This is a genomic window from Enterobacter sp. J49 (genome assembly GCF_002148625.1).
GTDB lineage: Bacteria > Pseudomonadota > Gammaproteobacteria > Enterobacterales > Enterobacteriaceae > Enterobacter > Enterobacter ludwigii.
Genome location: NZ_MWPY01000037.1, coordinates 890,695 through 904,975, shown reverse-complemented (window position 1 = coordinate 904,975; position 14,281 = coordinate 890,695). Strand labels below are relative to the sequence as shown.

The 14,281-nt window shown below is 52.5% G+C and carries 21 protein-coding genes; 9 read left to right on the top strand and 12 right to left on the bottom strand.

The annotated features are described in order from the left end of the window. Positions 1-61: 61 nt before the first annotated feature. The gene (uspF, locus tag BJP35_RS22635; RefSeq protein WP_025203936.1) at positions 62-496 is read left to right on the top strand and encodes a universal stress protein UspF; all 435 of its coding nucleotides are present in this window, start codon (positions 62-64) and stop codon (positions 494-496) included. Positions 497-525: 29 nt separating this feature from the next. Here uspF and BJP35_RS22630 read toward each other — a convergent pair whose 3' ends face one another. Further along, a complete protein-coding gene (locus tag BJP35_RS22630; RefSeq protein ID WP_081146675.1) occupies positions 526-864 on the bottom strand; it encodes an energy transducer TonB in 339 nt (112 codons plus the stop codon). 123 nt (positions 865-987) lie between these two features. Between BJP35_RS22630 and BJP35_RS24795 the strand changes: the two genes are divergently transcribed. Further along, positions 988-1,194 carry a hypothetical protein gene (locus BJP35_RS24795; RefSeq protein ID WP_306298402.1) on the top strand — a complete coding sequence of 69 codons (207 nt, stop codon included), beginning with the start codon at positions 988-990 and terminating at the stop codon, positions 1,192-1,194. A gap of 217 nt (positions 1,195-1,411) precedes the next feature. Here BJP35_RS24795 and ompW read toward each other — a convergent pair whose 3' ends face one another. Beyond that, entirely contained in the window at positions 1,412-2,044 is a 633-nt protein-coding gene (ompW, locus tag BJP35_RS22620; protein ID WP_014170432.1) for an outer membrane protein OmpW, read from the bottom strand. A gap of 282 nt (positions 2,045-2,326) precedes the next feature. On the opposite strand from ompW, the gene BJP35_RS22615 reads away from it, so the two are divergent. From BJP35_RS22615 to yciA, 4 genes are all read left to right on the top strand, one after another. After that, entirely contained in the window at positions 2,327-2,731 is a 405-nt protein-coding gene (locus BJP35_RS22615; protein WP_032678333.1) for a YkgJ family cysteine cluster protein, read from the top strand. 25 nt (positions 2,732-2,756) lie between these two features. Next, complete coding sequence (locus BJP35_RS22610) at positions 2,757-3,500, top strand: YciC family protein (protein ID WP_020882388.1); 744 nt, start codon at positions 2,757-2,759, stop codon at positions 3,498-3,500. 52 nt (positions 3,501-3,552) lie between these two features. Next, complete coding sequence (locus BJP35_RS22605; RefSeq protein WP_020882387.1) at positions 3,553-4,092, top strand: septation protein A; 540 nt, start codon at positions 3,553-3,555, stop codon at positions 4,090-4,092. Between the two features lie 104 nt (positions 4,093-4,196). Then, complete coding sequence (gene yciA / locus BJP35_RS22600; protein ID WP_014170435.1) at positions 4,197-4,592, top strand: acyl-CoA thioester hydrolase YciA; 396 nt, start codon at positions 4,197-4,199, stop codon at positions 4,590-4,592. A 38-nt stretch (positions 4,593-4,630) separates the two neighbouring features. On the opposite strand, the gene tonB is transcribed toward yciA, so the two are convergent. Further along, entirely contained in the window at positions 4,631-5,353 is a 723-nt protein-coding gene (gene tonB / locus BJP35_RS22595; RefSeq protein WP_025203933.1) for a TonB system transport protein TonB, read from the bottom strand. Positions 5,354-5,574: 221 nt separating this feature from the next. On the opposite strand from tonB, the gene BJP35_RS22590 reads away from it, so the two are divergent. Continuing rightward, positions 5,575-5,871 carry a YciI family protein gene (locus tag BJP35_RS22590; protein WP_047744771.1) on the top strand — a complete coding sequence of 99 codons (297 nt, stop codon included), beginning with the start codon at positions 5,575-5,577 and terminating at the stop codon, positions 5,869-5,871. Positions 5,872-5,906: 35 nt separating this feature from the next. On the opposite strand, the gene leuE is transcribed toward BJP35_RS22590, so the two are convergent. From leuE to BJP35_RS22575, 4 genes are all read right to left on the bottom strand, one after another. Then, a complete protein-coding gene (gene leuE / locus BJP35_RS22585; RefSeq protein ID WP_020882385.1) occupies positions 5,907-6,542 on the bottom strand; it encodes a leucine efflux protein LeuE in 636 nt (211 codons plus the stop codon). Between the two features lie 67 nt (positions 6,543-6,609). After that, a complete protein-coding gene (locus tag BJP35_RS22580; RefSeq protein WP_044857496.1) occupies positions 6,610-7,020 on the bottom strand; it encodes an Exc2 family lipoprotein in 411 nt (136 codons plus the stop codon). A 12-nt stretch (positions 7,021-7,032) separates the two neighbouring features. After that, positions 7,033-7,161 carry a KPN_01571 family protein gene (locus BJP35_RS24905; RefSeq protein ID WP_218778081.1) on the bottom strand — a complete coding sequence of 43 codons (129 nt, stop codon included), beginning with the start codon at positions 7,159-7,161 and terminating at the stop codon, positions 7,033-7,035. 116 nt (positions 7,162-7,277) lie between these two features. Then, positions 7,278-7,451, bottom strand: coding sequence for a YciY family protein (locus tag BJP35_RS22575; RefSeq protein ID WP_086463573.1), 174 nt, complete (start codon positions 7,449-7,451; stop codon positions 7,278-7,280). 144 nt (positions 7,452-7,595) lie between these two features. On the opposite strand from BJP35_RS22575, the gene cls reads away from it, so the two are divergent. Beyond that, entirely contained in the window at positions 7,596-9,056 is a 1,461-nt protein-coding gene (cls, locus tag BJP35_RS22570) for a cardiolipin synthase (RefSeq protein WP_014170441.1), read from the top strand. A 33-nt stretch (positions 9,057-9,089) separates the two neighbouring features. Continuing rightward, positions 9,090-9,419, top strand: coding sequence for an HI1450 family dsDNA-mimic protein (locus tag BJP35_RS22565; RefSeq protein ID WP_006810881.1), 330 nt, complete (start codon positions 9,090-9,092; stop codon positions 9,417-9,419). A 31-nt stretch (positions 9,420-9,450) separates the two neighbouring features. On the opposite strand, the gene BJP35_RS22560 is transcribed toward BJP35_RS22565, so the two are convergent. Genes BJP35_RS22560 through oppB form a run of 5 tightly spaced genes read right to left on the bottom strand, consistent with a single transcriptional unit; the run spans position 9,451 to position 14,204 of the window. After that, the gene (locus BJP35_RS22560; protein ID WP_086463572.1) at positions 9,451-10,320 is read right to left on the bottom strand and encodes an ion transporter; all 870 of its coding nucleotides are present in this window, start codon (positions 10,318-10,320) and stop codon (positions 9,451-9,453) included. Between the two features lie 14 nt (positions 10,321-10,334). Further along, positions 10,335-11,339 carry a murein tripeptide/oligopeptide ABC transporter ATP-binding protein OppF gene (oppF, locus tag BJP35_RS22555; protein WP_014170444.1) on the bottom strand — a complete coding sequence of 335 codons (1,005 nt, stop codon included), beginning with the start codon at positions 11,337-11,339 and terminating at the stop codon, positions 10,335-10,337. Beyond that, positions 11,336-12,349 (bottom strand): ABC transporter ATP-binding protein, encoded by a 1,014-nt coding sequence (locus BJP35_RS22550; protein ID WP_014170445.1) that lies wholly within the window; start codon positions 12,347-12,349, stop codon positions 11,336-11,338. The genes oppF and BJP35_RS22550 overlap by 4 nt, the downstream gene beginning before the upstream one ends. Before the next feature lie 11 nt (positions 12,350-12,360). After that, positions 12,361-13,269, bottom strand: coding sequence for an oligopeptide ABC transporter permease OppC (gene oppC, locus BJP35_RS22545; RefSeq protein WP_014170446.1), 909 nt, complete (start codon positions 13,267-13,269; stop codon positions 12,361-12,363). 14 nt (positions 13,270-13,283) lie between these two features. Next, positions 13,284-14,204, bottom strand: coding sequence for an oligopeptide ABC transporter permease OppB (gene oppB, locus BJP35_RS22540; RefSeq protein WP_014170447.1), 921 nt, complete (start codon positions 14,202-14,204; stop codon positions 13,284-13,286). Between the last annotated feature and the right edge of the window lie 77 nt (positions 14,205-14,281).

The window sequence follows — 14,281 nt, the reverse complement described above, 5'->3', positions numbered from 1 at the left end:
GCCCCCTGTTCTCCCCCGGAACTACACTTAAAGTGGATAAAAAACAAACAGGAGGTGTGGCATGTTTGCGTCAATTCTCGTTCCTGTCGATATTTCAGAGCGTCGCCTGACCGAACAGGTGATTCCCTATGTTCAGGCGAACGCAGCAATCAGTAACGGCAAAGTGCATTTTCTGACTGTCGTTCCTTCTTTCCCTTACTATTCCTCTCTTGGGCTGGCCTATTCCGTTGAGATGCCAAAACTGGAAGAAATGCAGCAGGAGGCGCTGGCGAAATTGAATGAGATCGTTAAGCAGTTCAATTTACCGGCCGACCGCATTCAGACCCACGCCATTTCTGGCACGCCTAAAGATCAGATCCTGAAACTGGCTGAGAGTATCAATGCAGACCTGATAATTATTGCGTCTCATCGACCTGATATTTCGACCTATCTGTTAGGCTCTAACGCTGCGGTCGTCGTGCGCCACGCAAAATGCCCGGTGCTGGTGGTACGTTAGCGTGCCTGCGAGGAAAGATAAGCCCCGTGCTATCGGGGCTTATTTACTGTGAAAGTGACCGTTTCTGTTTGACGGCTTTTATTCGGTGATAAACACCATATTTGCACGGCACGCAGCGTTTCGCGTTCAAACACCCCTTCAGGCTGTGCAGAGACAATACGTATATCGTGTGGATGACCATCGTCGCCCACAGAAAAAGAGAAAACAACGTTACCCTCAATGCCCAGCGCCTGTGCCTTTACGGGCATGGCAGGGAAAGGCTTATTCGTTATTCCATTGCACGGTTTCTGCGCCGGTTCAGGTTGCATGGGCTGTTGATGGCAGCCAGAAATGAGCATAACCGCAGCCGCAATAATTATTCTTTTCAATATTATGTCCTGTAAAATTTAACGTCTCGCTTTTCGAGAACAGTATATTGCGGCATCTGGCATTAATCTCCTCCCAACTCCGATAGCCTGCTTGCGGAATAACTTTCATAAATGGACTTTCTCATGAATCAAATTCTTCCGTCAGTGTGTATTACTGTTGCGCTTGCCGGATGTGTTCCCCTTCCCCCTAAACGCTGTCACAAACAACGTGCCCCCGATGCCTGTACTTATAAGCGTTCCGGTAAAGTCTCGGATAACAATATCCACGGGCTACAGGCCTGCGCCATTGAGCAATCACTGGACGCCGCATTGACCGAGCCTCACGCATGAAGCGGTAATCGGTGCAACCTGCACCTCGACTTTAGGAATGGTGTGAATAGGTTATGTTCAGGCGTTGGCTGACGGGGCTAAACGGGCAGTATTTCCGCCGTTTACGGTTCAGCATGTATTTGATGAGATGAGTTCAGCACGCTGGAATATGGAGGGGCAACCTTAATCGCCCCCCGAAGCAAGACTGGCCATAACCAGGCCAGTCTCAAGGGATAAATCAGAAACGATAACCCGCGGAGAACATAAACACCCACGGATCGAGGCGAGTGCTGATACTTTGCTGTTCACCGCCCGCTTTAAAGCGAACGTCGGTATCAATGTCCATGTACCAGACCGAGGCGTTAATTAACCAGTCACGGTTAATCAGATAGTCCAGCCCCACCTGCCCCGCAACACCCCACGAGTCTTTCAGGCTGAGATCGGTAAGCCCGGCTTCTTTACCGGTATCGTTAAATTTCTCGTCGAAGAAGGTGGTGTAGTTCACCCCTGCGCCAATATACGGACGCACCTTACTGTTAGCATCACCAAAGTACCACTGCGCCATCAGTGTTGGCGGTAAATGGTGCACCGTCGCGATATCCCCGGTTGGCCCTAAACCGACGCGATGACGGAATGGCGTTGCTGCCAGAAGCTCAACACCAATGTTCTCCGTCGCCATATACGTAAAGGTCAAACCGAGCTGGGTATTGTTGCTGACGTTAAAACCGCCCATACCCAGTACGCTATCAGAGCCTTCTGTTGGACGCACCGTTGCCGAACCGGCACGAATAAAGAATTCACCTGCTTCATGCGCATACGCGCCGCCAGAGAGACTGCTTAATACAAGGGCTGCCACCGCTAATTTTTTCATATCCGCTCCATCGTTGTGGTTTTAGTCGCGGAGGAGAATATACTCACAAATGAGTAATAAGTGATCTGCTACAGATCACATTAAAACCAGTAAGTTAACATTCATTGATCTGGGTTAATTTTTGGTGACACACCGTAAAGCGATAAGTTGTCGTCAGGTCAATTTCTGGCATTTCGGCGTTACAAAATTTTCTCTTTTCACCCTCTTGCTCTTCCTCTCGCGGCTGGATAATTTAGCGCTCTCACAAGTTGATTTGATGCGTTCTTCTTTTGCAGGTGTGCCATGAGTGATTTTAACCCGTGCATGACGTGCGGAGCCTGTTGTGCGTATTTTCGAGTCTCTTTCTACTGGGCCGAAGCCAGCGATGGCGGCGGTACCGTTCCGGTTCATCTCACTGAACCGTTAACGCCTTTTCTGCGCTGCATGAGCGGCACCAACCAAAAACCGTGCCGATGCGCTGCGCTGCAAGGTGAACCTGGGGTGTCCACCCGGTGCTCTATCTACGAGCACCGCCCCAGCCCGTGCCGGGAATTTTCCATGTCAGGTGAGGATGGGCAGGTCAATGAAGCCTGTAATCGTGCCCGTGCGCGCTTTGGATTACCGCCGCTTTACAAAGATATGCTTTTCCATACAAGCCTTGATGCTGCCACGACAGTGTTATCCGGTGTACAATTGCCGGCTAATTAACACCTGCAATACTCAAGGAGAGTGCATGTCTATCACGGCGAAGTCTGTCTACCGTGACACGGGAAACTTTTTCCGCAATCAGTTCTTAACCTTTTTACTGATCGCGTTGCTATGCGCCTTCATTACAGTGGTGCTTGGTCATGCGTTCTCGCCAAGTGACGAACAGATTGCCAGCCTGAGCCAGGGCGACAACCTTGCAGATAGCGTGGGGTTGTTTGAACTGGTACAAAACATGACGCCGGAGCAGCAACAAATCCTGCTGCGGGCTTCCGCTGCTTCGACATTCTCTGGTCTTATCGGCAATGCGATTCTGGCAGGTGGCGTTCTGCTGATGATTCAGCTGGTTTCCGCCGGTCAGCGCGTCAGCGCCCTGCGGGCGATTGGTGCCAGCGCGCCGGTATTACCGAAGCTGTTTATCCTCATCTTTTTAACCACCATGCTGGTGCAGATGGGAATTATGCTGGTCGTCGTGCCGGGTGTATTACTGGCTATCGTGCTCTCTTTCGCGCCGGTAATGGTCGTGCAGGATAAACTGGGGATCTTTACCGCGATGCGCAGCAGCATCCGGCTCGCCTGGGCAAATATACGCCTGGTGGCACCAGCTGTTATCGGCTGGCTGTTGGCGAAAACGCTCCTGCTGCTGTTTGCCCCGAATTTTGCGGTACTCACGCCAAATGTTGGCGCGGTGGTGGCAAATACGCTGAGCAACCTCATTTCAGCGGTACTGCTGGTCTATCTGTTCCGCCTGTATATGTTAATTCGTCAGTAATCCTGTGGCCGGGAACGTCAGCCCGGCCCTACACAGAAGATGGAATCACAGAATGAAGCAGTTTCTTGATTTTTTACCGCTCGTGGTCTTTTTCGCTTTCTACAAGCTGTATGACATTTATGCCGCCACGACTGCACTGATCGTGGCCACAGCGGTTGTGCTGATCTATAGCTGGGTTCGCTACCGTAAAGTTGAAAAAATGGCGCTGGTGACCTTCGTCCTGGTCGCGGTGTTTGGTGGACTCACTCTGTTCTTCCACAACGATGAATTCATCAAATGGAAAGTCACGGTGATTTACGCTCTGTTTGCGGGTGCGTTACTGATTAGCCAGTGGGTGATGAAGAAGCCGCTGATCCAGCGCATGCTGGGCAAAGAGCTGACGCTGCCTCAGGAAGTGTGGTCCCGACTGAATATCGCCTGGGCGATATTCTTTATTCTCTGTGGTCTTGCCAATATCTATATTGCTTTCTGGCTGCCGCAGAATATCTGGGTCAACTTCAAGGTCTTTGGCCTGACGGCTCTGACGCTCATCTTCACGCTGTTAAGTGGCGTTTATATCTATCGCCACATGCCACAGGACGACCAGCACTGATCGTTCACCGACCAGAACGTGTGCAGCAGGCGTTCTGGTCTATTCTCTCCAGCCTGAAATCATAGTAGCATCCCGCCTGAAGTCTTCAGTTACGAGTTAAAACAATGACAACAAATAACGCCCCTCAGGGCGAACTGGTTTTACGCACACTGGCAATGCCCGCTGACACCAATGCCAATGGCGATATTTTTGGCGGCTGGCTGATGTCGCAAATGGATATGGGCGGCGCTATTCTGGCAAAAGAGATTGCACATGGCCGGGTAGTGACGGTGAGAGTGGATGGCATGACCTTCCTGCGCCCGGTTGCAGTGGGTGATGTGGTTTGCTGTTACGCGCGTTGCGTAAAACGTGGCAATACCTCCATCTCCATTAACATCGAAGTGTGGGTGAAAAAGGTCTCGTCCGAACCCATTGGACAGCGTTATAAAGCGACAGAAGCGCTGTTTATTTATGTGGCCGTGGACAACGAAGGTAAACCCCGACCGCTTCCTCAGGCCTGATTGCCCGCTAAAAAAAAGCCTCCTTGCGGAGGCTTTTTTTATTCCATCTGTGCCCCGCCATTCAGGCGGAAGACAATATTCACGATCAGTCCGTTGCCCGGTTTACCGGCTTCATAACGCCATCTGCGCATCGCCGTTTTCACTTCTCTCTCGAACATATTAGACGGCTGCGCGGACAGTATTTCCACGTTCTCAACACGCCCTTCCGGCGTAACATCGAATTTCACCCGTACACGGCCCTCAATACGTAATGCCTGAGCACGAGCCGGATACTGCGGCTGATTACGGCTGACCGCACGCGGTCCCGCGGGTGCAGTGACTGTCGGTTTGGCTGTCGTCGTGGTGTTATTCATCACCGGACGCGAAGGTGCTGCGTTTTCTACCGTCTGCGTGGCGCGGGGTTCAACCGGACGCGTTTCGCGTTTTGGACGTTCTTCTACCTTCTTCACCGGTTTTGGCTTCGGCTTAGGTTTCGGCTTCGGCTCGGGTTTGTGGATCACCACCGGAGCTTCTTTTGGCGGTTCCGGCACCGGTTCAGGTTCGGGTTCCGGTTCGGCGACGGGCTGTGGCGGCGGAGGCGCAACCTGCGGCGGTTCGAGATCCGCTGGCGATACCATCGTCACAGAAATAGGCTGTGCGGGCGCTGGCATTTCAACAACCTGATGAACCGAGGTATAAAGCAAACCCGCCACGACAGCACCGTGAATAACGACAGAAAGCAGCGTCGGCCAGGGAAAGCGGCGAGGTAAATCAAGGGTCATCGAAGTCATAATCATCAACGTTAAAAAACCGAACACTGATTTTAAATGCAAATAGCAATCATATTCAATAAGACACTTTGTCCTGGCGCAATTTAAGCGCAAGAGAGGCCAAAAAAGGCGCATTCAGATCAGGGTTTTAACATTGTTTTTATCTTTACATTGCAGTCAGTTGCCCTTTCACATAACGTTACTGACACTTTTAATGGTTAAGGAGCTTCACCGTGCTTTACGTGATTTACTCTGAAGATGTCGCTGATTCCCTCGAAAAACGCCACTCCGTTCGCCCTGCCCATCTGGCGCGTTTACAACTGCTCCAGGATGAAGGTCGATTACTGACCGCGGGTCCAATGCCTGCGGTAGACAGCAATGACCCTGGCGCTGCCGGTTTCGCGGGCTCCACGGTGATTGCCGAGTTTGAATCCCTGGAAGCGGCTCAGGCCTGGGCTGAGGCAGACCCGTACGTTGCCGCAGGTGTCTATGCGAAGGTGACGGTTCGCCCGTACAAGAAAGTGTTTTGATGCAAGAGTGGCTCCGAAAGGAGCCACTCATCTCTTCAGTGCAGTGACGCTAAGCGCGCCGCAAATCCGACAAACAGCAGCCCAATCAGCCCGTTCCCCAGCTTTGCCAGTTTCTTTTTGGTTTTCAGATAACGCGTGACAAACGCACCAGAGAAGATCAGGAAGCTCATATACATGAAGCTAATCAGCTCCAGCGTGGTCGCGAGGATCAGGAAAGACGTGCCCGTGTTTTTCGCATTCACATCGATGAACTGCACAAAGAACGAGACATAGAACAAAATAGCCTTTGGATTCGTCAGGCTCAGCACCAGCGAGCGTTTCATGATCATGCTCGCAGGCTCGGTTCCGCTCTCATGGGTATTCTTCTGACGGGTGATGACTGACCAGAGCATTTTGCCGCCGAGCCACAGGAGATAGAAAGCACCGAGGTAGCGCACAATATTAAACAGAACCGGGGTCGTCTGGATTAATGCTGCGACGCCCGCCCAGGCCAGAAACATCAGCACTGCATCGCCGATAAATACGCCAGTGGCGGCGAGATACCCTTTTTTAACACCGTGCCCAATACCGGTTTTCAGTACAAACAATGTGTTCGGTCCAGGCACCAGCACGATAAAAAATGCCCCTACAACATAGGTCCAGAAATTAAGTACACCAAACTCCGCAAACACCTCTCCCTCCTTTTGCTAAAAAACGACGGGAATATCACTGCAAATACGATATCCCCAAAAACAGACGCTATTGTACGCCGTTATAGCCATCAAGATAAGTCGCAGCCAGTTCGTTACCAAATAAAACGGCGTCCTTCTCTTCCATTTGAGACGTCCATTTATCCGCGGTATTACCGTCGAAAGCATGCTCCGTTTTCGCCTGTTTCTTCAGTTGATCGCGAATGCTTTGGGCGTACTGGTTTGCCTCAGACAGTGTGCGTCCTGCAGCGCGATCGGTTTTCCCCTGCTCATACAGCTCACGGAACTGAGGGACATTCAGACGATAATTTTGCGATACACTTGACGTAAAATTGCCGCCAGTAAAATTGGTTTTATGCGACACGAAATAATAAGCATGCCTTTCCGGTGACGTTTTACTGCTGGCACAACCGCTCAACACGGCAATCCCAAGAAGGGCAGCAACCACTTTTCCGTTCATCTCTTTTCCTTTTTAGTTTATCCAGTGCGATATCCCGCTGAGCAGTAAATTAATCAACGCGGATAATGACGATAATCCTGCGTTTTCCCTGATCGCATCCAGCGCAAGTAGCACAATAAATACCCAGAGATAAAGATTCATCTTTGAAATGCATAAGATTAAGAGGGCGGAGTATATCGCGGAATGAATCGGGGGAGAGACTGCGAAAAATGATAGCCTGAAAATCAGTGGGCACCTTAACGGTGCCCTGATGGTTCTCAGATAACCTGTGTAGCGAACAGCAACGCGTTACGGTGTCTGGTCATTCCACATTTTCTGATGGCGTGTATACGCATATTGCGGCGGGATTGTGCTTCCAGCCAACGAGCCTTGCGACGACTCACCTGTCGCAACATGCGCCAGCGCCCTACTTCTGTTCTACTGCGCTTCATGTTTACAACTCTTTCTCTAACAGAAACCCCATTATAAACCCAACCCCGCAGCAAACCAGCGCTTTTAACTGGCGTTTTTATTTGCCAGATGATTCCTGATGCGTACACTCATAACAATACGCTTTCAAAAGGATTTTTTTACCTATGACAACCTTCTACACCGTGGTGAGTTGGCTGGTCATTCTGGGATACTGGCTGTTAATCGCGGGTGTGACTTTGCGCATCCTGATGAAGCGCAGAGCCGTACCCTCTGCCATGGCCTGGCTGCTGATAATCTACATCCTGCCGCTGGTGGGGATTATTGCCTATCTCTCTTTCGGTGAGCTTCATCTGGGTAAACGCCGTGCCGAGCGTGCCCGTGCCATGTGGCCTTCAACCGCCAAATGGCTCAACGATCTCAAAGCCTGCAAACATATCTTTGCCGAGGAGAACAGCAGTGTTGCCTCCTCGCTGTTTAAGCTGTGCGAACTCCGTCAGGGTATTGGCGGCGTTAAGGGCAACCAGCTCCAGTTGCTGACCTCCTCGGATGACGTCATGCAGGCCCTCATCCGCGATATTCAACTGGCTCGCCATAATATCGAGATGGTGTTCTATATCTGGCAGCCTGGCGGAATGGCCGATCAGGTTGCAGAATCGCTGATGGCCGCTGCGCGTCGGGGCATTCATTGCCGCCTGTTGCTGGATTCCGCTGGCAGCGTCGCCTTCTTCCGTAGCCCCTGGGCGGGCATGATGCGTAATGCCGGTATTGAAGTGGTTGAGGCGCTGAAGGTCAATCTCTTGCGTGTGTTTCTGCGCCGGATGGACCTTCGCCAGCACCGTAAAATGATCATGATCGACAATTATATTGCCTATACCGGCAGCATGAACATGGTTGACCCGCGGTTCTTCAAGCAGGACTCGGGTGTCGGGCAGTGGGTAGACCTGATGGCGAGAATGGAGGGGCCCATTGCCACCTCGATGGGTATCGTTTATTCCTGCGACTGGGAGATAGAAACCGGGAAACGTATCCTGCCGCCGCCACCGGATGGCAATATCATGCCGTTTGAAGAGGCCAGCGGGCACACCATCCATACTATCGCTTCCGGACCGGGCTTCCCGGAGGACTTGATCCATCAGGCGTTGCTGACGGCCACTTACGCAGCGCGTGAATATTTGATCATGACCACCCCCTACTTTGTTCCCAGCGATGACCTGCTGCACGCCATCTGTACCGCGGCACAGCGCGGTGTCGATGTGAGTATCATCTTGCCACGCAAAAATGACTCGCTTCTGGTGGGCTGGGCCAGCCGGGCATTCTTCAGTGAACTGCTGGCTGCGGGGGTTAAAATCTACCAGTTTGAAGGCGGATTACTCCACACCAAGAGCGTGCTTGTCGACGGCGAGTTAAGTCTGGTGGGTACGGTTAACCTGGATATGCGCAGTCTGTGGCTGAACTTTGAAATCACACTGGTGATCGATGATGCCGGCTTTGGCGGCGATCTGGCCGCGGTCCAGGATGATTATATCTCCCGCTCGCGACTGCTGGATGCCAGACTGTGGGTTAAACGCCCGCTGTGGCAGAGAATTACCGAACGACTGTTTTACTTCTTTAGTCCGTTGCTGTAAAACGTGCCCAACGATGTTAAACAGGTAGTCATCATGGAAATGGATCTGAACAATCGCCTGACCGAAGACGAAACGCTCGAACAGGCCTATGACATTTTTCTCGAACTGGCGGTTGATAACCTCGATCCCGCAGACGTGATCCTCTTTAATCTCCAGTTTGAAGAGCGCGGGGGCGCCGAGTTGTTCGACCCTTCTGAAGACTGGGCTGAACATGTGGATTTCGACCTCAATCCTGACTTCTTTGCCGAAGTGGTGATTGGCCTGGCCGATGAAGATGGCGGTGAAATTAACGACATCTTCGCCCGCGTCCTGCTGTGTCGCGAGAAAGACCACAAGCTGTGTCATATTCTCTGGCGCGAATAATAAAAAAGGCTGCGATTGCAGCCTTTTTTATTTAATCCGGTAACTCACTTCCGCACTGATTACAAAACCGCGCGCTGTGTTCATGTTCACCCTGGTGACATTTCGGGCATTTTCGTTGCGCCTTACGGTTCTGAAAAGCACTGCTCATGTGCGTAGTAATGAGCCCTGTCGGGACCGCAATCACCGAATAACCAATCAGAATCAGTACCGAGGCGACAATCCGTCCCAGCGGAGTGTGAGGAGCTATATCACCATAGCCAACGGTCGTAACGGTCACAATCGCCCAATAGACAGAAGCATTCAGCGTTGAGAAGCCATTCTTCGGCCCTTCTATCAAATACATCAACGCGCCGAATATCACCATGACGATGGCAATAAATGAATAGAACAGGATCAGCTGATGCCGCGCGCTGACGATTGCACTCCAGAATATCCGCAATGACGGCATAAACCGCAGCAGTTTAAGAATGCGTAACACCCGAATAACGCGCATCGCTCGCCAGGCAAAAACATAGCTCAGACTGATTTCCGGCCATAGCCACATGACATAGAGCGGCAGGATCGTGGCTAAATCAATAAATCCCCAGAAGCTGAAGACATATTTGGCCGGGTCAGGCCAACAGAATACCCGTAGGAAATATTCAGCGGTAAAGACCAGCGTAATGACCAGCTCCAGCCAGACAAAAAGATGCCATTCTTCCAGCGTCAGGTGATACTGCGTTCCGACGCCCGATTCGATAAAAATGATCGCCACGCTGAGCAGCGCAAACAGGGCGCAGAGGGCTTCAAAACGCCGTCCGGTTACCGTTTCAGGATCGAATAAAAGATGATAGAGCCGCCGACGGACGGAGGTGAATAATCGCGACACATTAACCTCGCAAATAATAAGGGCTGACATCATGTCAGCCCTTGCGATTATAACGGGTCTACTTTCAGGCAGGAAACCGCATGTCGGAAACTGCCCTCCAGAACCGGACGTGTTTTTGCACATTCCGGCCCGGCCATCGGGCATCGCGTACGGAATACACAACCGGACGGTGGGTTAATCGGGGACGGTAATTCACCTTCCAGAAGCTGGATGGTTTTATTTTTTTCCAGATCCGGATCGGGAATCGGTACCGCAGACATCAGTGCCCGGGTATAGGGGTGCAGTGGGTTATGGTACACCTCATCGTAAGTCCCTAATTCCACCGCATGACCCAGATACATCACCAGTACGCGGTCAGAAATGTGTTTCACCACCGCGAGGTCATGCGCAATGAAGATCAGCGACAGCCCCATTTCACGTTGCAGTTTCTGCAGCAGGTTAACCACCTGCGCCTGAATAGAGACGTCCAGCGCCGAGACGGGCTCGTCACAGATAATCAGCTTCGGCTCAAGGATCAGTGCGCGGGCGATACCGATACGCTGGCACTGACCACCAGAGAATTCGTGCGGGTAACGGTTGACGAGGTTAGGCAACAAGCCCACTTTCATCATCATTGCCTTCACACGGTCGCGTACTTCCTGACGCGGCATCTTCGGATGATAGGTCCGCAGTGGCTCAGCAATGATCTCCCCAATGGTCATACGCGGGTTCAATGAGGCCAGCGGATCCTGGAAAATCATCTGGATGTCGCTACGTACATCGCGCCACTCGTCTGGCTTCATGCCCAGCAGATCTTTACCCAGCCAGGCAACTTTGCCGTCGGTGGCTTTTACGAGGCCTATGATGGCACGCGCAAATGTGGATTTACCGCAACCGGACTCACCCACCACCCCCAGGGTTTCCCCTTCATACAGACGAAGCGTTACGCCATCGACCGCTTTCAGGGTTTTCGGCGGCTGCCAGAACCACTGTTTTCCGTCTTTAATGTCGAAATGCACCTTAAGGTCAGCAATTTCGAGCAGGACATTTCTTTTTTCATCTAATGCGTTCATACCAGATCCTCCTGCGGCTTAAAGCAGGCGCGCAGACGGCCTGGTGCAAACTCTTCCAGCGGCGGCGCGGTATTGCAGATTTCCATCGCGTGCGGGCAGCGTGGCTGGAACGGACAGCCTTTCGGCAGACGCAGCAGGTTTGGCGGGTTGCCAGGGATGGTCAGCAGGGATTCCCCTTCTGCATCGAGGCGCGGCACCGCATTCAGCAGACCAATGGAGTAAGGGTGTGCAGGCTGGTAGAACACGTCGCGCGCCTTACCATATTCCATGGTGCGACCGGCATACATCACCAGTACCTTGTCACAGATACCGGCCACGACGCCCAGATCGTGAGTGATCATGATAATCGCGGTGTTGAACTCACGCTTAAGCTCGTTCAGCAGCGTCATGATCTGTGCCTGGACGGTCACATCAAGCGCGGTGGTCGGTTCATCGGCAATCAGCAGTTTTGGCCGGCACATCAGCGCCATCGCAATCATGACACGCTGACGCATACCGCCGGAGAACTCATGCGGGAACATGCGCATACGCTTGCGCGCTTCCGGCATTTTCACCGCGTCGAGCATTTTGACGGACTCCTCAAAGGCTTCTGCTTTGCCCAAGCCTTTGTGCAGCATCAGCACTTCCATCAGCTGCTCGCCGACACGCATATACGGGTTCAGCGAGGTCATCGGGTCCTGGAATATCATCGAAATCTGCTCAGCGCGCAGCTTGTTCAGCTCGTATTCCGGCAGGTTGAGGATCTCACGCCCGTTGAATTTGGCGGAACCGCCAATGACACCGTTAGACGCCAGCAGCCCCATCAACGCAAAGGCGGTTTGGGATTTACCGGAACCCGACTCGCCCACGATCCCCAGCGTTTCACCCGCACGCAGGTTGAAGTTGAGATCGTTCACGGCGGTCACATCGCCATCCGGCGTTTTAAAGGTCACGCGGAGGTCTTTTACGTCCAGCAGAAGGTTACCCTGCTGTTGCGCCTGTGGCGCAGTGGCCGTTTCAATAATCGTCATGACGGCGCTCCTTAACGGTCTTTCGGGTCGAGGGCATCACGCAGGCCATCGCCGATAAAGTTGAAACAAAACAGGGTGACGACCAGGAAGCCCGCCGGGTACAGAAGCAACCACGGTGAGACTTCCATTGAGTTTGCACCATCACTCAGAAGCGCGCCCCAGCTGCTCAGTGGCTCTTGTGTACCCAGGCCCAGGAAGCTCAGGAAAGATTCAAACAGGATCATGCTTGGTACCAGCAGCGAGGCATATACCACCACCACGCCGAGCACGTTAGGAACGATATGGCGAACCACAATATTACCGGTGGAGACACCGCCCACCTGCGCCGCTTCGATAAACTCTTTACGCTTAAGACTCAGCGTCTGACCACGAACGATTCGCGCCATATCCAGCCAGGACACCATCCCGATTGCCACGAAGATCAACAGGATATTCTGGCCAAAGAAGGTCACCAGCAGGATAACGAAGAACATGAACGGGAAGGAGTTTAAGATTTCCAGCATACGCATCATGACGGAGTCCACTTTACCGCCAAGGTAGCCTGAGAGTGAGCCGTAAAGCGTACCCACGATCACCGCCACCAGGGCGGCAGCAATACCGACCATCAGCGAAATACGGCCACCGATAGCGACACGCACCAGCAGGTCGCGCCCTGAGGAATCCGTACCAAAATAGTGCCCGGACGTCATATCGGGTGCGCTGGACATCATGCCCCAGTCGGTGTCGAAATAGGTAAATTGCGACAGAATCGGCGCCAGGGTGACAAACAGCGCGATGAGCACCAGAACAACCAGACTGGCGACCGCGGCACGGTTATGCATAAAGCGACGACGGGCGTCTTGCCAGAGGCTACGACCTTCTACTTCCAGTTTTTCACTGAAGTTTTCCAGCGCCTCGCTGTTTTTCTTACTCAACATCATGGCGTGCTCCAGTATCAGTAACGGATTTTCGGGTCGATAACGGCATACAGCACATCGACGATAGCGTTAAACAAAATGGTCAGTGCGCCGACAAGGATTGTCAGGCTCAGTACCAGTGAATAGTCGCGGTTCAGCGCGCCATTAACGAACAGTTGACCAATGCCCGGCAGACCGTAAATGGTTTCGATAACCATTGAGCCGGTGATGATCCCAACGAATGCCGGCCCCAGGTAGGAGAGCACGGGCAGGAGCGCAGGCTTGAGCGCATGGCGGAATATAATCCGGCGCATCGGCAGCCCTTTCGCACGCGCGGTACGGATGAAGTTCGAGTGCAGGACTTCAATCATGGAACCGCGGGTGATACGCGCGATACTGGCGATATAGGCCAGGGAAAGTGCCACCATTGGCAAAATCATGAACTTCAGCGCCCCACCGTTCCAGCCGCCTCCGGGCAGCCATTTCAGCGTAATGGCAAATATCATCACCAGTAATGGCGCGACAACGAAGCTGGGTATAACCACCCCGGTCATCGCCACCCCCATTACGGTATAATCCCATTTGGTATTTTGTTTGAGCGCGGCAATAACGCCCGCGGTGACGCCGAGAACGACGGCAAGGATGAATGCCGCAGCACCCAGTTTCGCCGAGACAGGGAAGCTGGACGCCACCAGGTCGTTAACGGAATAGTCTTTGTATTTGAATGACGGCCCAAAATCACCGTGCGCCAGTTGCTTCAGATAGTTGAAGTACTGCGTGGAGATAGGATCGTTTAAGTGATACTTCGCTTCGATATTGGCCATCACTTCCGGTGGCAGCGTACGTTCACCGGTAAATGGACTTCCTGGCGCGAGACGCATCATAAAGAAGGAAATCGTAATTAGAATAAATAACGTTGGTATCGCTTCTAAGCAGCGACGCAGGATAAATTTCAACATTGCCCGTACCTTCTGGCGTGTGCCTGATGAATGTTACAAAGTAGACACAGTGGGGCAAGCCAGGCCTGCCCCACGTA